Source organism: Infirmifilum tikiterense (assembly GCF_054696565.1).
On sequence record NZ_CP182482.1, the window covers coordinates 791,237 to 812,222 of the forward strand.

Here is a 20,986-nt window from a genome sequence, read left to right on the forward strand (position 1 = left end):
TGGCCTAACCTGCGCCAGGGCTGTCTGCTCCCGCCGGTCGAAGAACCCGGTGCGACCGGGTCATTGGGCGCTCGCAGCGGTTCACCCTCCAGCAACTTTAGTCCGCACCGTTACGGGCTTTCTTCCATGTTCGTGTGGCACGCGGCACCTGCAGATGATTCTGCGCGGGGGTTGAAAGTGCGCCGGTCGGCTGTGCTTGTGAGTTAAGGTGTCTATTTCCGCTTATTTGCGAACGATGGAGTGAAAGCTCAATGGGATTGGGAAACGCTAAATTACTCTAACCGTTAAAACAAGCTTACAGGAAACCTTCTCGATAGAGGCTACACCCTCTCCATTAGCGCACCCTAACAGATATCTCCTTACTTGCTCATAGTATTCTTGCCTCCACCCGTCTTGGGACTTGAGCTTCACAGAAACTTTTCTGAACTTCAATCCATTCGCTGCAGCTCTTATGCAGAGGTTTTTCAAACTCTCTTCCAGGTCAGTTTTTAACTCCTCGCTAAGTACAATGTAGCGTACGGAAAGGATGTTCCTTATAGGAAATCTCGTAAAAAGCTCTCGAAGCGTCTCCTGGTCTAGTTTGGTTTCCACGCATATCTTACTTCCGCTAACTGTGAAGCAGTTAACATTCCTGTCGTAAGGGAAGAGCAGGTCGAGAATATCCCTTGAGACTGCTCTCTCATGTCCCTGTACCACTGACACTATTAAGCTACAGTTCCTCTCGATACACTCCATTTCTCTCTACTCATTTTTTCTATCCTGTCTGTTAAAACTTCCTCTCCGAGACCGGGCTTATTAGGTACCTCGATTGTTCCTCTGCTCGTCAAAGTCCACGGTGGCTCCACGATGTCTTCATCCCAGTACCTGTTGCTCGCCGAGATGTCGTTAGGGTAACTAACAGCTGGGTGGGAGGCTAAAGCAACGAGGAAAGCTCGGCCCACACCTGTTTCAAGCATCCCACCGATCCAAGCTCCAATGCCAAGCTCCAGCGCTATGTCCAGCATTCTCTTCGCAACAGTCACACCCCCTACTCGTGCCGGCTTCACGTTTACAACCTCAAGTGAACCCAACATCCACCCAATCACTAGGTCTTGAACCGACGCTATGCTTTCATCCAGGCAGATTGGGGTCGAGATCTTCCTGGCAAGCACCCGGTGCGCCAGGAGATCGTCCCAAGCAAAGGGTTGCTCGATCATAAGTAAGTCTTGCTTGTCCAGTTCTTCGAATATTTGAAGATCCCTAATTGAGTAAGCACCATTAGCGTCGACCTGAAGGGGGATATCGCCAAACTCCTTCCTTACAGCGGAAACAGGCTTGACGTCGAATCCCGGCTCTATCTTTATTTTAACTCGCCGGTAGCCTTCATCTAGTCTCAGCTTCACCTCGTCTAAAAGTTCCTTAATGTTAGGCTTGATGCCTATACTGACCCCTGCCTCGACATCCTTGGGTCTGCCCCCGAGAACCTCGGCCACCGGGATTTTCCTGAGGCGAGCTGAGAGATCTACAAGAGCCTCTTCAACCGCGGTCTTAGCCATAGGATAACCTCTAACTCGCGAGGCAAGCCTCAAAAACTCCTCTGGATCTCGGGTATCGCTCTCCATCAGTAGAGGCACAATGAATTTCTTCAATACGAGCAGTGATACTTCGAAGGTTTCATAACTATACCACGGTCCCCACTCGGCAACAAGCTCTCCCCAGCCTTCTTCTCCGCCCTTCTCCTCCACTCGAACTAAAACGACTGGTCGTGCCTTTATGCCTCCGAAACTGGTTCTAAACTCCTCCTTAAGCTTCATTTCAAGGAGATATATGTCGACCTTCCTTATCTCCACGGGTACTCACCCTCGAGTATTTCATCCAGGGGGCTTTTTGTCAGCAGGTAGAAGTTGCGCCTCTCCTCGCCCTCGAGGAGGGACACATGCTCTACCACTATGTACCCCTGCTTAAGTAAGCTCTGAATAGCTTCGCGGAAAACGTGCTTCCATCTAAGTGCGCATTCAAAGCATACGGCTTTTAGGCTGTTTATATCACCCGGGAACTCGAGGAGAACCAGTTCGCTTGGGATGTCCGGTGATATTGCAGTTGGAATTCTAACGCTGCCCCTTCTCTCTGTGTGTATGAGTTGCTGGGCAATGTCTTTCACCTCGTCGTAAGATGGTGGGGTGTCACTCCCGCTGACACGTTTTTCCACTCTTTTGCTCAGTATCCACCACTCCACCTTGAAGCGGTCGGTGGGTAAGCCGACGTTTATACCATCTGCTATTTCGCCGTAATAGTTTTCGTAGAATTTGCGTGAAACCACCCCTAGCTTCCCAAAATTGAACCTGGCGTTCAAGCCTTGGTGTGGATCAAACGTCCATACAACGAGCCTGTAGCCTCTACTTATACACCATTCTCTCTGGTGAAGTTTTAACTTGAGAGCTATACTCCTACCGCGGTACTCCTTGCGGACACCGAGCATATGAGAGTAGTGGTAGTAGCCAAACTCTGGGTCATAGCCAATAAAACCGAGGACAAAACCGACAACACGCCTGCCGTGCACCGCGGCCTCAATAAACCCCCCGTTGTCAAGTATGGCTTTCATTATGTGTGGCGGCAGAGCCTCCGCGTAGTCCGGCATGGACCAGGCATCCACCATGACCTCCATGATTTGTTTAAGGAGAGCGAAGTTATCCGGAGTTACGAAAAGCACCTCTTCCATCGATGAAAAAAGCTTCGTGTGCAATTAAAGACTTGCGCTATAGTAAGATTCTTTCATTACATTTTATGAGATATTTGCTCTAGGTTGAGGTGAACGAGTGCAAGAAAGTGTAGAATCGACGAAAACCAAGGAACAGGTGAGATGAGTGGACGCGTTAAACGGATATACGTGGGAGGAAGCTATCTTTCCTGTCCACGACGATGTCTTTATATCCTAACTTGCGGTTTTCTACCTGGAGCCGGGGTGGCCGAGCGGACCAAGGCGGCGGACTTGAGCACTGTTTCAAGAAATCCGTTGCCCCTCTAGGGTGCCCGGGTTCGAATCCCGGCCCCGGCGCTTTCCAGATTTGTGGGGCTCAAACCCGAATGTTACCCGGAAGAGGGATCTTGGGAGGAGAACCGTAGACTGTTTGCAGTGATAGGGATGCTGTTTTTGCCTTCACTCTGGGACGAAAAAGATATTTATATGGATCTTTTCTTTACGCCACAGGTCGTATGGCTAGCGAGTTTCGCTACATCGTTAGGGTTGCGGGAGTAGATTTGCCCGGCGATAAAGCCCTAGCCTATGCAATAGCGGACATTAAAGGAATCGGCGTTAACACGGCTTACGCGGTTTTGAGAAAGATGGGCTATGACCCCCATCGGCTTCTCGGAACCCTCACAGATGAGGATGTGGAGAAACTATCCAACGCTTTACGAAACATCGAAGCACTCGGACTGCCAAACTGGATGCTAAACAGGAGGAAAGACCCTGTTACAGGGGTTGACCGACACTTAGTCACATCCGACTTACTGCTAACAGTTAGGAGTGACATAGAAACCATGAAGAAGATAAAGAGTTACAAAGGTGTCAGACACATGCTGGGCCTGAAGGTTAGAGGCCAGAGAACAAGGACAACAGGCAGAACGGGGATGACGTTAGGAGTCAAGAGAGGAGCTGCAAAGCAACAGGAGCAGAAAAAGTAGTGGGTGGTTAGATGGGCGATCCTAAAAAGTCCAGGAGAAAGTGGCAGGGTCCAGGGCACCCGTGGAGGAAAGAGGTTCTAGAGGAGGAGATGCGACTGCTGGGTGAGTACGGCCTAAGAAACAAGCGAGAGTTATGGATAGCCAAATCCTTACTCAGGGAGATACGAGCGCGAGCCAGGAAGCTGCTTGCTCTACCCGAAAACCAGAGAATTCCTTTGGAGAAGCCTCTTGTCTCCCGTCTATATCGGATGGGGCTCCTCCCTAGCGAAGACTCTACCCTTGATGAAATCCTAAGCTTAAACGTCAGGCACGTGCTTGAGAGACGGCTGCAAACAATCGTGTACAGGAAGGGACTGGCGTCCAGCATTTACCACGCGCGGCAGCTCATAACACATGGTCATATAGCAATCGGCGGTCGAAGAGTCAGGAGCCCGGGGTATCTTGTACCGAGGGATGAGGAAGATCTTATAGGCTTTTACCCGTTATCTCCTTATGCTAGGCGTTCACAGCCCATTGGGGTGGGTGGGTAAAAATGACGGAAGCTGAGAGAGAGCAAAAAGAGCAGAAACCTCGCGATGAAAAAGAAGCCAAACAGAGGAGCGATGTGGGTATAGCTTGGATATACGCCAGCTACAACAACACAATTATACACATCACCGACTTATCCGGTGCAGAAACTATAGCAATAGCCTCTGGGGGGCAAGTTGCTAAGGCGGACAGGGACAAACCTTCTCCTTGGGCTGCCATGCAAGCCGCGGCTAAAGCTGCGAAGATAGCATTGGATAAGGGTATTAGAGTTGTACACGTTAAAGTGAAGGCTCCAGGAGGCTATGGGGCAAAGACGCCTGGTCCCGGTGCAGGACCAGCGATCAGGGCGCTCGTCCGTGCAGGACTAATGGTTGACAGGATCGAAGACGTTACACCGTTGCCTACGGACTCCATTAGGAAGCCCGGGGGGCGCAGAGGAAGAAGAGTATAGAAAAATCAGACCGGAAACCTTTTCTTCACGCCTCCGAGCTGCAATGGGTCATCATCTTTCAATCTTCAGGCTACGATCCCCAAGGCCGCGCCTGGCACATCCGCCCCCTTCACTGATCTGAGGGCCCCCTTGCGGGGTGTCATGGGTCCCCTTTCGGGGGGCCGCCCTGGCTGGGCGGCCTTCAGCCCGCGTCGCCGCGGGCACATCCCCTCCTCGCGCCGCGCGGGGCACCCACCCACGGCCCTCTGACCGGGGTGGGAACTGGGCCCGCCGCTACTCCATCCGGTTAAGGAGTTTATCTCTCTTTCGGTGTGTAGGCTGAAAGTGGAGACAGAGCTGGGGGCTAGCTGAGGCTCCTGGACTACTGCTACCTGAAAGATCGTCGCACCACGCCGGGGTGACGGTCTCTCTCACCTAGAAGGCGCTGTGGGTGCTCTCACTTGGGGAAGGTAAGGAACAGTGAGAACAGGCTGGCGTTGGCGCTGGTGAGGTGCGCCCTCTTTAGCTACTGTAGCGATAAGATAACAGAGGAGCACGGGGACCTCTTGGAAGCGTTAAGCGAGCTTCATTCCTCTTTCCCGGATAAGCCCGCTGAGTGGTTTTACAGGGCCACGTACAGGCTTCTGGCGGGGAAGGTTGAGAAAGTTGGGGCGGAGCACTGGCTCGTCAAAGGGTTTGCCCGAGTTAGGCGACACGTACCCCTGGTACAACGTCTGGGTGAGCGGGGGAGGTACAGGTGCGACTGCTTCTTCAGGACCTACGGCTACGTGCGCAAAGCAAGAATATGTACGCACATCGCCACGGTTATGCTGTACCGGAGGCAGCTCCGGCTGCGCGTCGAATAAGCCTCAATGCTGCCTCGCCGCACGCCACCTCATCGAGGCTATAGCCGAGCAGAGCGAGGAGGCTGCAGGCCCTCCCCGTCAGGTAGACGTACCTCACGTCGCCGACCACAGCCTCCCTCACGAGACCGGCTGAGCGCAATTTATCGAGGGCGCTGGCTATGTGCCTCGTGTTGCGCGTGCCGAAGGCCTTGCCGAGGAGCTTCGGCTCTCGTAGGCGCAACAGCACCCTAGCGAGGCCGGTCAGCTCGAGCCACCCCCGCCACGCTCCCCCGGACCCCCCGCTAACCTCGACCATCAAGGCTAAGCGCGTGAGGGGTTATAAGCCTTCACACGGGCTGTGTCCGTAAAAGTTGCACGCGCGGTGCTCGAACACCCTCCCGCAACCCCCTCTAACCTGCTGGAGGCAAGGGAAGACACGGGTCGAACAAGGGAAGAATCTAGGGAAAAGCTAAAAATAGCATTGCAACTTAGTATAGGTGAGCATAGCTTGCCTTGGATCGGACTGGGAGCTGACTGCATAAAAGAGGAGGAGTTCGAAAACTACCTCACTAATTACGGCTATAGTTTTTCCAAGAAGTTCGAAATTGAGGTTCTGGTAGAGAGCTCATGGACGAGATTTAAAGTGTACGAGGTCCTAGGCTTCGTCGAGGGTGTTGCAGACATCCTTGCAGAAGCCTTTAGATGCCCAGCTTTAGAAAGTGGTCCACACCTAGTTTTAGGCGAAGTATCGGCCAAACTATGGGATGAAGCCGTGAAAGTGGTTTTTCCAAACGGCGAGACGCATGTTATCCCTGTATACACTTACGACGGCTTCCTTGATATCAGAATGCCCACCTCAAAGGTTAAAGGGTTGAAGGGCCAAATGATAGTTGGAGGAAAAGTCTTTGACCTTCCCATCACCGAGGAAGACTTTCAGAGAATAGTGCTTCTGGATAAACGCGTACGTGAAAAGCTGGAGAAAGCAATAGCGATATATGGCGTCGAGAAGATTCTCGAGAAGAAGCTCCTGGACAAGCTCAGAGAGGAAAAAACGAGGGGTATTAAAGAGCAGAAAATAACGTACGAAATCGACCCTGAGTCGGGGATTGTCCTGTGCATCATCGACGGAAAGCTCACATCTATGAGCTTGGCAAGATTTGCTGTTTTGCTTGCCCAAAGAGAGATGTACTCTGAGCTTGAGAAATTTATCTCTAATCTCGCCCCTGAGCAACGCAGAGAAGTGAAAAAACACTTAGAAGAGTTTTTGCTGATATTCAAAGACTCATTAAAGTCTCCGAGCGATCTGAAGAAAATCCTGGAAAAAATTGGTTAACTCACTGATTTTACTTCTAGCATCTTTTATGCCTAATATTTAAAGTATTACCAGTAATGCATAAATATATGAAAGAGAATAATTCCACGGTATGCCTAGGATAGCAAGTCGTAGCCAAACGATCGTCAGTTCTCCGATAAGAAGAATAGCCGCGCTTTTAGATGAGGCAAGGCGTAAAGGGGACATAATCAGCTTTGGAGGTGGCGCGCCCAGTCTCCCTCCCCCGCAGGAGGTGGTGGATTATCTAGCGGATTTACTTAAACGCTCTCCCCAGAGGACGGTAGCTTACGGGAGCACCCGTGGGATGATAGAGCTTCGAGAATTAATAGCCCAAGACCTTAAGAAGTACTGGGGCGTGTCTTATGATCCTCGTGAAGAGATAATCATCGTAAACGGGGGGACGGAGGGAATATACCTGGCTTTAGGGTCGATACTCGAGCCCGGAGACGAGGTCATACTCATAGATCCAACATACGTCGGGTACTCGGAGCCTATTTGGCTTTTTGGTGGGCGTGTTAGGTATGTTCCCGTGCGCGTGGAGGAGGGTTACCAGCCTAAGATCGAAGATGTGAAGAAGGTCATTTCCCCGTTGACAAAAGCGTTCATACTGCTATCCCCCGATAACCCTACCGGTCGTATAGTCACTGACGCGTTCGTCAGCGAGCTTGTGAAGTTGGCAAGGGAACACGACTTCTGGATAATATTTGACGCCGTGTACAAGCACATCACGTATGGCCGAGCTACGCCTTGGGTTGACGCTTTTCCGGGAGCCAGAGACAGGACTATAACCATTCACAGCTTCAGCAAGGAGGCATCTATACCAGGGTTCCGACTCGGCTACGTGACAGGCCCCCCTGAGGTTATAGAGGCAATGGAGAAGATAAAGCAGTATGTTTCCCTTGCACCTGACACGCCAGGGCAACTAGCAATGATCAAGTTCTATGAGAACGGTATTAAAGAGCGGTACCTCAACGAAACGGTCATTCCCACCTATAGGAAGCGCCGTGATTTCATGTACAAGGCCATACAGGAGTATTTACCCGACGCTAAGACGACAATGCCCGAAGGAGCCTTTTACTTTTTCGTAGACCTAAGGCAGTATCTCGAAGCAATGGGGAGAGATGATGAGGAGTTCGCTAATCGCTTGCTGTACAGGAAGAGCGTAGTAGTCATTCCGGGAAAATATTTCGGCGAGATGGGCAAAGGGCACGTCAGAATGACTTTCGTGAGCGAAAGCGAGGAGAGGATAGAGGAGGGTCTCAAGAGGATGAACGCCTACATCACCAGTTATCTCTAAGAACTAAGCTATTTTCGACTCTGTTATCTTCTTTTTTACTTCTCTTAGGGTGTATAGGAGGACGCCTAGCCTTGTGTCTTTGCTGAAGAGGACTGCCATGTAGCCTAGATCTCCGAGCCTGGTGTAGATGATGCCTGAGCCGTCTGGGGCGTTGATGGTGATCCACTCCGCCTCCCCCTTCCCGAGCTCAGTGCTAGCCCTGTTGCCCACCTCGCTCAGCACAGCCGTGAGCGCCGCCACCTTCTCCTCAAGCTCCTTGTCAGCTATGCTGCTCAGCAGTGGCAACCCATCACCCGTAGCAACAACAAACCCCTCAAACCCAGCAACCCTAGTAACAGGCTCAATAAGCCTCCTCAAAGCCTCAATATTCAAGCTCAGCCTGCATCACCACTAGATTAGCTTTTGACGACAATATATCCTTTACAGTTAAAATGATACCCCGTTAACCTCTATTAATGATTTCAACTATCCTCTTTAAAACCGCGTAGGCGGAGCTCCTCTCGTATGCTACGAGCGGCATGACGTTTTCCTGTTTTACTCCGAAGAGTTGCGCCACGATGTTCGGTTTAACACTACCTGGGAGGTCCTGTTTACTCACAGCTAAGATATGAGGATACTCACCTAAGCTTTTCATATAATCATAGACAGCGCGCGAGCGCATTACGTGTAGCATTGAGGTGCCGTCCACGATGAAGATATATCCATGCATTCCAGTTGAAAGAACTCTCCACATGAACTGGAGGCGGGTTTGCCCTGGGGTTCCAAACAGGTATACATCTACACCGTTTACACTGGTTTTGCCGTAGTCGAAAGCGACGGTCGTATACCGCTTAATCTGCGACTCATAAGATGAGGATACAGGGACTTCCGTCGTGAGAACGTTAGATGCTATGGTTTTCACAAAGGTTGTTTTACCGCTCGCATAAGGTCCACTAATGAGTATCTTTAGGTAACTTCGTTGCGTCGACATAGCCGACCCCTGCTGCCTTAACGATACTATCCTCGTACTTCCTTAAGACAAGGTGTATCAGCCCAAGGTTTGGACGAGAGGTCGTGGAGAGAGCGATGAAGGAGCCATCAACCGACGAGATCACGACGTGCTCCCCGTTCTCGAATTCCACGTCTACTCTTCTTACTCGGCTACCGAAAATGTCTCCAAGCGCGTCGAGAGACCCCAAGGCTGCGGCAGAGGCTACCGCGAGGAACTCTGCCTGAGACTGGTCAGGCGCGATGGAGGATATAGGGATTCCGTCGCGCCAGGCAAACACAATGGAAGATACGGCGTCGTGTGTCTCCTTTATTATCTTCCCAAGTATCCCTCTTACTTCCGCCTCTTTATCCGAACTCATAACGGCATTGACACCTACTGGGCTTTTGAGACTATGTCTCTAAAATATCTATTTATCGTTTCTTTTATCGCATCCAGCCTAGCCTCGTTGACGTTTGCGCTATCCTCCACCTCCAAGATGGCGTACACCGACAAATCTTTTACATCCCCTAGGTAGAAGACTTCGAGCACCCTATCTCCTCTGACTAGCGAAACTCTAGGTGTCCTGGATATCCTTAAAATCTCAAGGATCTTCGGAGGTTCCTCGCTAGGCTGACCATAGCTTTTGACGACGTATCCCTGTGAAGTTATTATACATGCGTACTTAACCTCGGGGTAGTGAAGCGCGAGCTCGTTCAGCTCTTTGATCGAAGCCGCCTCAATATGTTGCGGGACGCGAGGGTAGGAAACCGGGCGAGGCACCTCGTTTACCTCCCTCGTGAATCTCCTCTCTAGAAGTACGGTTTTGCTCTCGAGTGCCGTCACGCGAGAATCGATGCGGATGAAGGATTCCTGGAGATTTTTAACAGAGTTGTGCAGTTCGGTTAGCATGGAAGAGGTATTCTTCTCCGCCTCTTCCAGTTTTTTAATTCTTTCATCAAACTCTCGAAATCTATCATGGGAAGCGCCGCCTTCGCTTATGCGTCCTACTCTTCGCGTGAGGTAAATTAAAGCGATAAAAACACCCAACGAGATGCCGAGCGAAAGCAGCATAAAGAAGATTAGATAAAAGGAGAATGGCTCTACCTGTAGCAGAGTTTTGTAGGCTTCTGAGTGAATAGCTAGCATAACACAGCATGTAGTGTTTCTAGACGCCTTTTGATAAAATTATCGCACTATTAGAAAGCCTCAACACCTGCTTTGGTAAACATTGTTTGCCAACGAATTCACTGCAGTTTTCAGTACAAGTAGCTGATTAAGAAGCGAAACCTATAACTTCGTATCTCGCGGATACCTGCTCCAAAACTCGTATAAATTCTTCACTCAGATCCGTTTTCACCTGGCTTAGAACCGAGTTAAATGCTCTCCTGGCACTCAGCCCCTGCTTTATCCTCTTGTTTATTTCCTGAGCAGTGAAGTACAAGGTGACGCGACTAACCCTTGTAAGCTTATCCGTGTAGGGCTGAACAAGCTTCTCAACGGTTTCAGGATCATAGCCAGTGAGTTTTGAGAGAAGGATCAGCGATGTTTTCTCATCTAAGAAGCGAAGGTATAAGACGACCGTGGTTTGAGGTGGGAGCTTTAGTAATCCCTCGAGACCTATCCTGTGGAACAAAATTACGTCTGCTGTGCACTTTAATCCATCTAAGAAGTGCTCCGTAAAGGCTTTTTCCTCCTCGTAGCTAAGGCCTAGAATTACAATCTTCCTGCCTGGTGGAAGTGTTCTGCATAAAAACTGTGCAGTTTCTCCTAGAGATTCTAGATCTGTAAAAGCGATTTTGAGTTTGTCCTCCTCGGCTGCACGCCTTCTTCCAGTAAAGCCTCTTATGGGTGCGATGATGCGAGAATGTAAAGCTACCTGTGAGCTCTCGGCGAAGTAGAGCATAGCGCTTGTTCCCATGGATGAGGCTACGCCCCATGCGTCGGCTAGGCTTGGAGAACCAATTATCGGCGTGATCGCAAGGAGGGTGACCTGCGGGGTAATCAGAGAGGCAAATGTTCTCTCACCTACTAGGGAGGTTGCGGTTAGAGATGAAAGTAGCACGATGATTTCTGCTATAAACCTGCTGTCATGTGCTAGCACGTTAAAGAGGGTTGAGTAGAAAAGCACAGCATTGGTAACTTCATTCTCTGATGCTTGTAGTCCACCAGGTAAAACCAGTAGCGGAGCCCTGATCTCCTCGCTTATTGAAAGGAGTAGGGAGAAGGCAAAGAGGTTGGCGATGAAGCTAAGACCTGTGAAAAAGGCTTCACGTGGTTTTTCCTTCCAAGTGAGGTAGTAGAGGATGCCGAGGATTACTCCGATAGAACTCGGGTGAGTGATAGCTAAGGGAACAACTAGTAAGAGAAGTGTAGATGAAACCCAACTGTGTATATTTTTTAAGATGAGAAGAAGCTGAAAGGGAAGAAGGGCCAAAAGAGGGAGAAATCGCTGTAGACGATATAGCTCCAGCGAGAACATGGCCACAAAGACTGGAACACCGAGTGACGGCGCAGTTAAAGCTGAGACGCTTGGTACAAAGCTCAGAATTAAGCTGTTTGTTCCAGCTAAGAATATTTCAGAGTAGAGTAGCGCGGCTGTGAAAATACTAGTCGCCGCAAGCAATCGCTCTCCCACTTTAGCCTTCGCCACAATCTTCGGGAAGTGAGTTGAGAGATACTTTAATAACGTTTTCCGTTGTAGCCCCTCTACTGGAAAATTGCGGTGCCATTAAAGTAAATAATATTACTGTACACATAGTTGTAGGGTTGTGGAACCCTTCAAAAACCATGTAGAAAGACTGCTAAGAGTCTTGACCAACAGAGGCCTTCAAGCTGCCCTCATATACTCTTCACCTAACATCTTCTACTTCACAGGCACAGACGCGCCTAGCGTGTCGATAATTTTAGAAAACGGAGAGGTCTTATTGGTTGCAAGCAGGCTGGAGTACTTAAGAGCTGTCGAAGAGCGTGCGGTCGGCGATGTCTACGCTTTCTCGTCTCAAGAAGAAGTGGCTGAATATGAAAGGGTAGTTGAAAGAGACCTGTATGGTGCTGTTAAGAAGCTTTTAGGAAGCATTCCTCCAGAGAAAGTTGGCATAGCTGGTGCAAGTCCTGATGTAAAGAAAAGGCTAGCAGAAAAGCTGGGAGCAGAGCCTCTAGATATAACACGGGAAGTGCTGAACTTGAGGAGACAGAAGGATAGTGCAGAGATTAGCCGGATCAGGGAGAGCATCAGAGTCGCCGAGCTAGCTATGCGAAAAGCGTTAGATACTCTTGATAAGGGAGTAAGAGAGGTAGACATCGCTGTTGAAGTACTCAGCTTAATCCTCAAAAGTGGAGCACAACCTTCCTTCGATCCGATAATTGCCTTCGGCGATCACGCCGCTCAACCCCACGCAAAGCCCACTCAGCGCGAGCTCAGAGAAGGCGATGTAGTGAAGATAGACTTGGGCGCGAAGGTTAACGGGTACTGTAGCGACATGACCCGCTCCGTCATCTTTGGAAAACCGTCGCAAAAGCAAGAGAGGGTCTTCAGAGCAGTAATTAAGGCGCTCGAGAAATCTATTGAAAGCCTGCAAGCTGGTAAGGCCGCTAAGGAGGTATACTCGGCCGCCTTCAAGGCACTAAAAGAAGAAGGCCTTCACATTTATTTCAATCATGGCTTAGGGCACGGTGTAGGCATCGAGATTCACGAGGAACCATACCTGAACAGCGAGAACGAATCCCCTCTTCTGGTGGGAGATATTGTGACCATAGAACCTGGAGTCTATATGGCCGGCTACCTAGGAGTGAGGATAGAGGACATGCTTTACGTAAGAGAAGACGGGGCGGAACTACTAACATATTTCCCACGGGATTACTTAGTGATGTAGGGTCTACCCTTGCACCTCACTAAGCCAGCCTTTCGAGTACTCGGCATCGCCGAGTCATTTGATAGGAAGTTGAAGAAGTCCATAGCAGTCGGGGTTTCCTACAGGAGAGATGGGATCGTGGACGGGGTCTACTTGACATGGCTGACTGTTGGCGGTCTTGACGCCACGGAGAAGATCCTCAACCTCGTAAGGGGTACGGGCAGGCGGGACTTCAACGTAGTCATGCTAAATGGATGCATTATCAGCTGGTTCAATATAGTGGACATAGAGACTCTCTACAAGGAGCTCAGCATACCCGTTATTTGCCTAAGTTACGAGGAATCAGGGGGTCTGGAGAAGTATTTGAGCGAGTATTTCCCAGGCGACTCCAAGCGCTTTAGCATGTACCTTGGGCTCGGTGAACGCCGACTCGTCTACATAAAGAGAACAAGTAGCTACGTTTACGCCAGGTACGTTGGTATCGACGAGGAGGAGTTGCGTGAGTTGCTCAATGCCGTCACGCTTCACGGTAAAGTTCCTGAGCCCCTGCGGGTCGCCCAAACTATTGCTAGGTCAGTGTACGAGTTCCTGAGGATCAATGATCCGGCTTTTCTTTCAACCTAAGCGATTTATTTACGTACGCGCTTCTATAGATGCCCTCCCGTACATCGAATAATCAGGCAGATAGCTTAGTGTTGAGGTAGATGTGCCTCATGTTGCTCGCCACTGTTCTCTCCGATCAGCTAAGCGTAGCCTCAACAGCGTCCACCATAGGTACTGTTGACCGTAGGGGTTGCCTGAACCTCAAGGCACCTCTGTTGAACAGCCACTTTGGATAACCCTGAGATATCTCCCAAGGTTTTCCCAGCTTCAGCTTTTAGGGTAGCTCATGGGTGCGGGGTACGAGCATATTAAGCTTGCCATAGCTGTTACGTGTCCAGGTGCTCTATATTAGCCTCTTTAACAACCTTCAGTACCTATCTGATCAGCGGGATTTGGACGATTGTGAGTTGAACGCTGGGAGGAAGCAGGTGAAAGGATAAAAAGTGCTGTTGCTACTCAAGCTTAATGCTGAGGCTCCCGAGAACTATTGAGTGGAGAGACGGCGTCGTTCGCCTTATCAACCAGAAAGAGTTACCCGATAAGCTTGTCTACATCGAGACCCATGATTGGAGGCGACTAGCTAAAGCGATAAAGGACATGGAAATACGCGGTGCCCCAGCTATAGGGGTGGCTGCCGCCTTTTCATTGGCTCTCTTTGCCTGGCATTACACCGGAGATTCGCTGGAAGGGTTCTTAAGCGGGTTGGAACGCGTTGCCGATGAGGTGAAGCAGACCCGTCCAACTGCAGTGAATCTTTTCTGGGCTGTTGAGCGGGTCGTCTCACGGGCCAGGATTGCCACAAGCCTGGAAGAAGCCAGGAAAGGCGTGGTAGAGGAGGCTTTGAGGATTCAGAGGGAAGACGAGGAGGCAAACCGAAAGATCGGCGAAAAAGGAGCTGATCTGATAGATGATGGTGACACAATAATAACGGTATGTAATGCAGGCTCCTTAGCAACGAGCTACTGGGGGACCGCGACAGCCCCGATGTACGTTGCGAAAGAGAGGGGGAAAGACTTCAGGGTCATTGCTCTTGAGACGAGGCCTTATCTCCAGGGTGCAAGGTTGACCGCCTGGGAGCTCATGCAAGCGGGAATAGACGTTACAATCGCTACCGATAACAGTGTTGGGATCCTAGCCATGAAGGAGAGAATAGATCTAGCGATAGTAGGTGCTGACAGAGTCACGAGGAAGGGGTGGGTTGCGAACAAGCTGGGAACATACCCTCTGGCCCTCGTTTCCAGAGTACACAATATACCTTTTTACGTAGCGGCGCCTAGTAGCTCGTTTGACTTGAAAGCTGAAGGCCCGGGGGATTTCGAGATCGAGAAAAGGGATCCAAATGAGGTGCTAATCATTAAGGGTATCAGGATAGCTCCCGAGGGAGCTAAAGCGATATACTATGCGTTCGACCTAACACCCCCGCAGCTAATTACAGGGTTTATAACCGAGAAGGGAGTACTTTACCCTCCATTCGGAAAGACCATACCGCGGGCACTGCTATAAATGCTTGATCATTTCTATTTTCGTGAAAACCGTGGATCATTTTAACCTATAAACTTATGATTCTAATGGTGCTCGATGACAGCTAAGCTCATCCGGTTGAAGCGTCTAGTCGATCTAGTGCATGTTCTGAACGTAAGCCAGCTACCGCTGATACATCACTACCAATTAAATGGCTCACACATCTACTTTGTTCCAGTTACGCTTGGAGGCGAGCCCAGCGTAATATATTACTACGAAGCCCCCCAACCCCTTCAGGGAGTGTACATTCTATTCAATAATTTTACAGGCGAGATTCTGATCTCCAATACTTGGGCTTCGGATAGCAAGTTCTCTATAATACCGATAATCGAGGTTGAAAATCAGAGCTTCTTCTCTGAGAAGGAGCTAATCAGCGAGATCGCTAAGCGCAAGCATACAGGAAGAAAAGACAAGAGCGACCAAGTCGTAGCGAGGGAAGCAGTAATCAACGTTTAAACCTTTCACCTTGTGCATACCCATCCTGATACGCAAAAACTGAGTCTACCTAACGTGCTTTTAAATCGCTTAGGTTAGCTGGGGTCTACGCTGTTTACGGCTCTTAACACCGAGACCTCGAAGATTCTGAAGCATCCGCAAGCCGTTGCCAAAGATCGAAAGCGGCTTCGCAACTTATTCCCATCTTGCCCAGCCATAAAAGTAGTACTGGTACTTTTTAGTTTTTTCCCTGGTTTCCTCCGTGTTCGACACGCGCTTTACCCTGCCTGATGGGCTTGGAGAGGGGGGAGGGTGTTCGAGTTGCTAACTTTCAGCGTTCACAGCGAAAGGGAGATAAACCCCTGAAGCACCGCCTGTAACGGGTAGGGCAGTTGGCCGCCGCTGCCGCTGAGGCGTGGCGGCCGCCGGCTGCTCCTCCCCGGAGGCCCCGAGAGGGGCAGGCCCACTGGGCGATGCCTCGCCCCCGTGGGGCGACCCCGAGGCCGAAGAGGGATGACGACAAATTTAGGGGGCCAGTGGGGGCAGAAAAGGAGGAGCGCACTGCTCGGAGTAGCTGAGAAAGTTTATAAACACAGTCTGTTAAGGCTAGAGGGGTAATATGCAACGCGTCGTCTCGTCAAAACCAACGAAAGTTAGAAAGAGGGAGGTCTACAACGCTCCACTGCACGTTAGGTCTAAGAGAATAGTTGCTCCTCTATCCAAGGACCTCAGGGAAAAGCTCGGCATCAAGAGAATACGCGTGAGAAGAGGGGATCGTGTCCTGATAGTCCGCGGCTCCTTCAAGGGTCACGAGGGGGGAGTCACGGGGGTTGATGTTAAAAGGGAGCGTATATTTGTTGAAGGCGCTGTTCTGCGTAAAGCTGACGGTACAGAGGTTCCCTATCCTATTCACCCGTCCAAGGTTCTCGTGGTAGAGCTAGACCTAAGCGACAAGCGCAGGAAGGAGCTTGTAGAGAGAGCTAAAGTAGGTGGTCAAGGATGACGCGAAAAATAAGGAGCTCGCTTAGGCATCTCCGAAGATCCATAGCGCCACCGTTTTGGCCAATCAGTAGGAAGGAATATGTTTGGACCGTTAAACCCAGGCCAGGCCCACATCCATTGTTCAAAAGCATACCTCTAGGAATTGTGATACGAGACATTCTAGGCTACACTACCACGATGCGGGAAACGCGGAGGATACTCGGCGAGAGGAAGGTCGCCGTGGATGGGCGTGTGGTAACTGATTACAAGTTTCCGGTAGGTTTAATGGACATTGTACATATCATTCCAGAGGGAAAGTTCTACCGCATCGTGCCCGATAGCGTAAAAAGACTAAAGCTAATAGAAATACCGCCGGAGGAGGCAGGGTACAAGCTATTGAGAGTTATCAGAAAGCAGACAGTTAAGGGAGGCGCTATTCAAGTCACTCTTCACGATGGCAGGAATATTCTCCTGCCTCAATCCGGAGGAGAGAAAACAAATGTTAAAACCTTCGACTCGGTCCTTATAACAGTTCCTAAGCAGGCCATAGCTCAGATAATTCCTTTCAAGGAGGGAGTTCTAGCTGTTGTGACCGACGGCCGTCACGCTGGCTTCGTCGGAAGGGTGATATCGATTCAACAGGTGTTTAAGCGCCGGGACGCGCTGGTGGTATTGCAGAACGACCAAGGAGAAACTGTGAGGACCAAACTGGAGTACGTACTTCCAGTTGGAGAGGAGAAACCCGCGATCACGATTAGGTGATGCAAATGAAGGGTACTTTACTCATGGAAACCGATCATCCGATGCGTAGGATCTTCATAAGTAAAGTTGTAGTCAACATAGGTGTCGGCGAAAGCGGTGAAAGGTTAGCAAAGGCTGCTAAACTCCTAGAGGAGCTTACCGGGCAAAAGCCCTCTCTTCGTCGAGCGAAGAAAAGCATAAAAGAATTCGGCGTGAAGAGGGGTGAAAACATTGCAGCCATGGTAACGCTCCGCGGCGAGAAAGCTGTCAGCTTTCTTAAGCGCGCCTTAGCTGCAGTCGACAACAAAATACCTGAAAAGAGCATCGATAAGCACGGCAACTTCGCCTTCGGCGTTAAGGAGCACATACTTCTTCCCGGTGTGAAGTATGACCCAGAGGTGGGAATATTTGGCTTCGATGTGGTAGTGGCCCTTGAAAGACCAGGCTTTCGCGTTGCCAGAAGGAGGAGAAAGCGGTCGAAGGTTGGGTCGAGACACCGTGTTACAAAGGAAGAGACAATAGCATTTCTGGAAAAGATTTTAGGTGTGCAGGTTGTAAGAGCAAAGAGGTGATCGGTATGGCTAAGCTTCATCCCCCGAAAAAGCGTAAGTACGGGAAGGGTAGCAGGATGTGCGTCAGGTGTGGCACTCACGAGGCCGTCATACGAATGTACGGACTAAACCTCTGTAGGAGATGTTTCAGGGAAGTTGCCGAGGATATAGGCTTCAAGAAGTATTCCTAGAGGGCGGTACGGATGATGCTAGATACACTTGCTAATGCTATGGCAACGATCTGGAACAACGAGGTCAGAGGTCATCGCGAGTGCATCATTTACCCATCTTCGAAGTTAATAGCTCGCGTACTAAATGTCATGAAGCAGCAGGGTTACATCGAGGACTTTGAGTACATCAATGATGGCAGAGGAGGAAAAATCATCGTTAAGCTAGCAGGTAAGATTAACAAGTGCGGTGCAATTAAACCAAGGTACTCTGTTAAAAAAGACGAGTACGCGAGATGGGAGCAGCAGTTCCTCCCCTCAAGGGATATAGGCATTCTAATTGTGTCCACACCGCAGGGTGTAATGAGTCATCGTGAGGCCCAGAGCAGAGGCCTGGGCGGTGTATTGATCGCTTACGTTTATTAGAGGGGGGTGCTAAATGAACGAGGAAAAACAGGTTGAAGGCGCTAAAGAGCCTAAGAAGATAAAGCCCTCCCTCACGCCTGAAAAGGCAAAGATGCTTAAGCTTCGCGCCGTGCTCAATAGCTCGAGGCCAAGATTCATACGCATGAATTCATGGAAGATCAAGCGGTTAGAGGATAAGTGGCGTAGTCCTCGGAGAAGCCTTGACAACAAGATAAGGTTGCAGAGGAAGGGGTTCCCGCCTCTTGTCAAGGTCGGCTATAGAGGCCCAGCGGCTGTGCGAGGCTTGCATCCTTCAGGCTTTGAGGAGGTTATCGTTCACTCCCCCGAAGAGCTCGAGAAGATAGACCCAACCAAACAAGCAGTGAGGATCGCGTCCACCGTTGGGAGACGTAAGCGGATAGAAATCATTAAAAAGGCCGAAGAGAAAGGAATTCGCGTGCTTAACGTAGGGGGTGCTTAACCGATGGACGTGAGTGTTGCTCGCAGACTGGCATCAGAGGTGCTCGAAGTTGGGGAGAGCAGAATATGGATAGACCCCACGCGCTTAGAGGAGGTAGCCGCAGCTATAAGTCGCGATGATGTTCGGCGGCTCATAAAAGACGGTGTGATTAGGGCTCTTCCACCGTCGACGCCATCGCGTGGTCGTCACAGGATCAAGAGAGCTAAGAGAAGGAGTAGAGGCCCCGGTAGCAAAAAGGGGCCAAGAGTAGACGAAAAGGAGCTATGGATGGCCAGAGTAAGGGCGCAAAGGCGCTTCCTTAAGGCACTGAAAAACAAGGGTTTAATAGAGAAGAAGGAGTTTTGGAGAGTTTACAAGCTGATTAAAGGAGGCATGTTTAGGAGTGTAGCGCACCTAAGAATGTACTTGCACGAACACGGTATAATTAAGGTGAGCGGAAGTGGCTAGGGGGTCTACATACAGGGTTGCCTTGAAACGCCGTAGGGAGGGTAAGACGAACTACTACAAGCGAAGAAAGCTGATTATGTCTAAGAAACCCAGGCTAGTGGTAAGAATACTCTCCAGAACCGCGATTGTCCAGGTCGTGAGAGCTGATCCTAAAGGAGACATCACGCTGGTTTCTGCGCACTCAAACGAGCTGAAAAAATTCGGGTGGAAAGGAGGGTTGAAGAACACTCCTGCTGTATACCTCCTTGGTATGCTTGCAGCGCTTAAGGCCAAGAAAAACGGGGTAGGGGAGGCAGTGCTTGATATAGGATTGCATAGACCCGTAAAAGGAGGCAGGGTCTTTGCGGCGGCTAAGGGTGCCATCGACGCCGGCCTTCATGTGCCTGCTGGGGAGGGGATATTCCCAGACGAAAGTAGAGTGCGAGGAGAACACATAGCCTCGTACGCCAAACTTCTAAAGGAAAACGACCCTGAGATGTACGCTAAGCGTTTCTCGCAGTACCTAGCAAACGGCTTAAACCCTGAAGACCTTCCAGAACATTTTGAGGAAGTAAGGCAGCGTATACTTAAAGCCTTTACATAAGGTAAGGTATTTAACATGTCGTAGTGTAACGCTTGAAGGTGGGTCTCTGTGTCGTTGGGAAGCTGGGTTCCGCGCACGCAGGTCGGAAGGATGGTAGCAGAAGGTAAGATCAAGTCTATCGATGAGATCTTTGCCAGGAATCTCCCAATAAGGGAAGTAGAGATCATTGATGCGCTTCTTCCCGACCTGAAGTTCGAAGTCCTTAATGTTAACTTCGTCCAAAGGCAAACAGACTCAGGCGAGGTAAGCCAATACCAAGTAACAGTCGCTGTTGGAAATGAAAACGGCTACGTGGGAGTAGGTATGGGCAAATCCAAACACATCGGTACAGCTATAGACAAAGCTGTTAGAAGGGCCAAGCTTAGCATCATACCTGTACGGAGAGGCTGCGGGAGCTGGGAGTGCCTATGCGGAGAGCCGCACAGTGTTCCATTTCAGGTTGAGGGTAAGAGCGGTAGCGTCCGTGTCGTGCTCATTCCGGCACCAAAGGGGGTCGGGCTTGTTGCCTCAGATGTAGCTAAAACTGTGCTTAGGCTTGCCGGCATCAACGACGTGTGGTCCCGGTCTTTCGGAGAAACGCGCACAACGCATAACATGGCTAAAGCTGTTTATGAAGCTCTGAAAGAGACCTACAAGTTTTACTCACCTGATAGTTGGTGATTCACGATGGCGTTGCTCTTCGTTTTACGGTTGCGGGGAATTCCTGACAGGTCCCCGGATGAGGAGAAGGCTTTAGAGCTTTTAAGGCTTCACAAAACGTTTCATGCTACACTGGTGCAAGACACTCCCTCAATTAGAGGGATGCTTGATAAAACACTGAGTAGCGTGGTCACGTACGGTGAAATACGTAGGGACGTGCTGGTGGAGTTGCTCAAGAGGAGGGCGAGGATAACTGGCAACAAGAAGTTAACGCTTGAGTATCTGCGAAAAATCGGATATGGGAGCTTTGAAGAGCTCGCAGATGCCCTGCTCAAGGGTGAAGTTAAGCTAGAAGATATTCCAGGGCTAAAGCCGGTATTTAGGCTCCGCCCCCCTTCTGGCGGCTTCAAGGGGACTATAAAGAAAAATATCAGAGCTGGTGGCGAGACAGGCTATAGAGGGGAAGCCATAAACGATCTAATACTTAAAATGTTATAGGAATAATTTATACTTCT

The 20,986-nt window shown here is 50.1% G+C and carries 29 protein-coding genes and 1 tRNA gene; 21 read left to right on the forward strand and 9 right to left on the reverse strand.

Annotation, left to right across the window (positions count from 1 at the left end):
- Positions 1-267: 267 nt before the first annotated feature.
- Genes ACNO7C_RS04320 through ACNO7C_RS04330 form a run of 3 tightly spaced genes read right to left on the reverse strand, consistent with a single transcriptional unit; the run spans position 268 to position 2,698 of the window.
- Entirely contained in the window at positions 268-735 is a 468-nt protein-coding gene (locus ACNO7C_RS04320; protein ID WP_460025733.1) for a hypothetical protein, read from the reverse strand.
- Complete coding sequence (menC, locus tag ACNO7C_RS04325) at positions 705-1,829, reverse strand: o-succinylbenzoate synthase (protein ID WP_460025734.1); 1,125 nt, start codon at positions 1,827-1,829, stop codon at positions 705-707. Before menC ends, ACNO7C_RS04320 begins: the two co-directional genes overlap by 31 nt.
- Positions 1,820-2,698 (reverse strand): GNAT family N-acetyltransferase, encoded by an 879-nt coding sequence (locus ACNO7C_RS04330; RefSeq protein WP_460025735.1) that lies wholly within the window; start codon positions 2,696-2,698, stop codon positions 1,820-1,822. Before ACNO7C_RS04330 ends, menC begins: the two co-directional genes overlap by 10 nt.
- A 237-nt stretch (positions 2,699-2,935) precedes the next feature.
- Here ACNO7C_RS04330 and ACNO7C_RS04335 point away from each other — a divergent pair.
- The 5 genes from ACNO7C_RS04335 (at position 2,936) to ACNO7C_RS04355 (ending at position 5,487) form a co-directional block, all read left to right on the forward strand.
- A tRNA-Ser gene (locus ACNO7C_RS04335) sits at positions 2,936-3,034 on the forward strand.
- A gap of 158 nt (positions 3,035-3,192) precedes the next feature.
- Positions 3,193-3,663 (forward strand): 30S ribosomal protein S13, encoded by a 471-nt coding sequence (locus ACNO7C_RS04340; protein WP_460025736.1) that lies wholly within the window; start codon positions 3,193-3,195, stop codon positions 3,661-3,663.
- A gap of 11 nt (positions 3,664-3,674) precedes the next feature.
- Positions 3,675-4,193, forward strand: a complete 519-nt coding sequence (locus ACNO7C_RS04345; protein WP_460025737.1) for a 30S ribosomal protein S4 — start codon at positions 3,675-3,677, stop codon at positions 4,191-4,193.
- Between the two features lie 2 nt (positions 4,194-4,195).
- Positions 4,196-4,642, forward strand: a complete 447-nt coding sequence (locus ACNO7C_RS04350) for a 30S ribosomal protein S11 (protein ID WP_318537976.1) — start codon at positions 4,196-4,198, stop codon at positions 4,640-4,642.
- Positions 4,643-5,082: 440 nt separating this feature from the next.
- On the forward strand, positions 5,083-5,487 hold the full coding sequence (locus ACNO7C_RS04355) for a hypothetical protein (protein WP_460025738.1): 405 nt from the start codon (positions 5,083-5,085) through the stop codon (positions 5,485-5,487).
- On the opposite strand, the gene ACNO7C_RS04360 is transcribed toward ACNO7C_RS04355, so the two are convergent.
- A complete protein-coding gene (locus ACNO7C_RS04360; RefSeq protein ID WP_460025739.1) occupies positions 5,447-5,782 on the reverse strand; it encodes a hypothetical protein in 336 nt (111 codons plus the stop codon). The genes ACNO7C_RS04355 and ACNO7C_RS04360 overlap by 41 nt on opposite strands.
- Positions 5,783-5,824: 42 nt before the next feature.
- Between ACNO7C_RS04360 and ACNO7C_RS04365 the strand changes: the two genes are divergently transcribed.
- Both ACNO7C_RS04365 and ACNO7C_RS04370 read left to right on the forward strand, forming a co-directional pair.
- Entirely contained in the window at positions 5,825-6,799 is a 975-nt protein-coding gene (locus ACNO7C_RS04365) for a hypothetical protein (protein ID WP_460025740.1), read from the forward strand.
- Positions 6,800-6,890: 91 nt separating this feature from the next.
- Entirely contained in the window at positions 6,891-8,096 is a 1,206-nt protein-coding gene (locus tag ACNO7C_RS04370; protein WP_460025741.1) for a pyridoxal phosphate-dependent aminotransferase, read from the forward strand.
- A gap of 3 nt (positions 8,097-8,099) precedes the next feature.
- Here the strand turns inward: ACNO7C_RS04370 and ACNO7C_RS04375 are convergent, their stop codons facing one another.
- The 5 genes from ACNO7C_RS04375 to ACNO7C_RS04395 form a co-directional block, all read right to left on the reverse strand.
- Positions 8,100-8,468 (reverse strand): roadblock/LC7 domain-containing protein, encoded by a 369-nt coding sequence (locus ACNO7C_RS04375; protein ID WP_460025742.1) that lies wholly within the window; start codon positions 8,466-8,468, stop codon positions 8,100-8,102.
- Positions 8,469-8,538: 70 nt separating this feature from the next.
- On the reverse strand, positions 8,539-9,066 hold the full coding sequence (locus tag ACNO7C_RS04380; RefSeq protein ID WP_460025743.1) for a GTP-binding protein: 528 nt from the start codon (positions 9,064-9,066) through the stop codon (positions 8,539-8,541).
- Positions 9,029-9,445, reverse strand: coding sequence for a roadblock/LC7 domain-containing protein (locus ACNO7C_RS04385; RefSeq protein WP_460025744.1), 417 nt, complete (start codon positions 9,443-9,445; stop codon positions 9,029-9,031). Before ACNO7C_RS04385 ends, ACNO7C_RS04380 begins: the two co-directional genes overlap by 38 nt.
- Before the next feature lie 14 nt (positions 9,446-9,459).
- Positions 9,460-10,212 (reverse strand): hypothetical protein, encoded by a 753-nt coding sequence (locus ACNO7C_RS04390; RefSeq protein ID WP_460025745.1) that lies wholly within the window; start codon positions 10,210-10,212, stop codon positions 9,460-9,462.
- A gap of 127 nt (positions 10,213-10,339) precedes the next feature.
- Positions 10,340-11,716: a hypothetical protein gene (locus ACNO7C_RS04395; protein ID WP_460025746.1), complete on the reverse strand. Its 1,377-nt coding sequence runs from the start codon at positions 11,714-11,716 to the stop codon at positions 10,340-10,342.
- Between the two features lie 118 nt (positions 11,717-11,834).
- Between ACNO7C_RS04395 and ACNO7C_RS04400 the strand changes: the two genes are divergently transcribed.
- From ACNO7C_RS04400 to ACNO7C_RS04465, 14 genes are all read left to right on the forward strand, one after another.
- On the forward strand, positions 11,835-12,938 hold the full coding sequence (locus ACNO7C_RS04400) for a M24 family metallopeptidase (RefSeq protein ID WP_460025747.1): 1,104 nt from the start codon (positions 11,835-11,837) through the stop codon (positions 12,936-12,938).
- A gap of 9 nt (positions 12,939-12,947) precedes the next feature.
- Complete coding sequence (locus ACNO7C_RS04405) at positions 12,948-13,541, forward strand: endonuclease dU (RefSeq protein WP_460025748.1); 594 nt, start codon at positions 12,948-12,950, stop codon at positions 13,539-13,541.
- 444 nt (positions 13,542-13,985) lie between these two features.
- Positions 13,986-15,023, forward strand: coding sequence for an S-methyl-5-thioribose-1-phosphate isomerase (gene mtnA, locus ACNO7C_RS04410; RefSeq protein WP_460025749.1), 1,038 nt, complete (start codon positions 13,986-13,988; stop codon positions 15,021-15,023).
- A gap of 75 nt (positions 15,024-15,098) precedes the next feature.
- Positions 15,099-15,497, forward strand: coding sequence for a hypothetical protein (locus ACNO7C_RS04415; protein ID WP_460025750.1), 399 nt, complete (start codon positions 15,099-15,101; stop codon positions 15,495-15,497).
- A 598-nt stretch (positions 15,498-16,095) separates the two neighbouring features.
- Positions 16,096-16,479: a 50S ribosomal protein L24 gene (gene rplX, locus ACNO7C_RS04420; protein WP_460025751.1), complete on the forward strand. Its 384-nt coding sequence runs from the start codon at positions 16,096-16,098 to the stop codon at positions 16,477-16,479.
- The gene (locus ACNO7C_RS04425) at positions 16,476-17,219 is read left to right on the forward strand and encodes a 30S ribosomal protein S4e (protein WP_460025752.1); all 744 of its coding nucleotides are present in this window, start codon (positions 16,476-16,478) and stop codon (positions 17,217-17,219) included. The genes rplX and ACNO7C_RS04425 overlap by 4 nt, the downstream gene beginning before the upstream one ends.
- A 5-nt stretch (positions 17,220-17,224) precedes the next feature.
- A complete protein-coding gene (locus ACNO7C_RS04430; RefSeq protein WP_460025753.1) occupies positions 17,225-17,770 on the forward strand; it encodes a 50S ribosomal protein L5 in 546 nt (181 codons plus the stop codon).
- 5 nt (positions 17,771-17,775) lie between these two features.
- Positions 17,776-17,940 (forward strand): 30S ribosomal protein S14, encoded by a 165-nt coding sequence (locus tag ACNO7C_RS04435; protein ID WP_318537961.1) that lies wholly within the window; start codon positions 17,776-17,778, stop codon positions 17,938-17,940.
- Between the two features lie 12 nt (positions 17,941-17,952).
- Positions 17,953-18,342 (forward strand): 30S ribosomal protein S8, encoded by a 390-nt coding sequence (locus ACNO7C_RS04440; RefSeq protein WP_460025754.1) that lies wholly within the window; start codon positions 17,953-17,955, stop codon positions 18,340-18,342.
- A gap of 13 nt (positions 18,343-18,355) precedes the next feature.
- Entirely contained in the window at positions 18,356-18,802 is a 447-nt protein-coding gene (locus tag ACNO7C_RS04445; RefSeq protein WP_460025755.1) for a 50S ribosomal protein L32e, read from the forward strand.
- Between the two features lie 3 nt (positions 18,803-18,805).
- On the forward strand, positions 18,806-19,249 hold the full coding sequence (locus ACNO7C_RS04450; protein ID WP_460025756.1) for a 50S ribosomal protein L19e: 444 nt from the start codon (positions 18,806-18,808) through the stop codon (positions 19,247-19,249).
- Entirely contained in the window at positions 19,242-19,832 is a 591-nt protein-coding gene (locus tag ACNO7C_RS04455; RefSeq protein WP_460025757.1) for a 50S ribosomal protein L18, read from the forward strand. Before ACNO7C_RS04450 ends, ACNO7C_RS04455 begins: the two co-directional genes overlap by 8 nt.
- Positions 19,833-19,880: 48 nt before the next feature.
- Positions 19,881-20,492 (forward strand): 30S ribosomal protein S5, encoded by a 612-nt coding sequence (locus tag ACNO7C_RS04460; RefSeq protein ID WP_318537956.1) that lies wholly within the window; start codon positions 19,881-19,883, stop codon positions 20,490-20,492.
- 6 nt (positions 20,493-20,498) lie between these two features.
- Positions 20,499-20,969 carry a 50S ribosomal protein L30 gene (locus ACNO7C_RS04465; RefSeq protein ID WP_460025758.1) on the forward strand — a complete coding sequence of 157 codons (471 nt, stop codon included), beginning with the start codon at positions 20,499-20,501 and terminating at the stop codon, positions 20,967-20,969.
- The last annotated feature ends 17 nt before the right edge of the window (positions 20,970-20,986 follow it).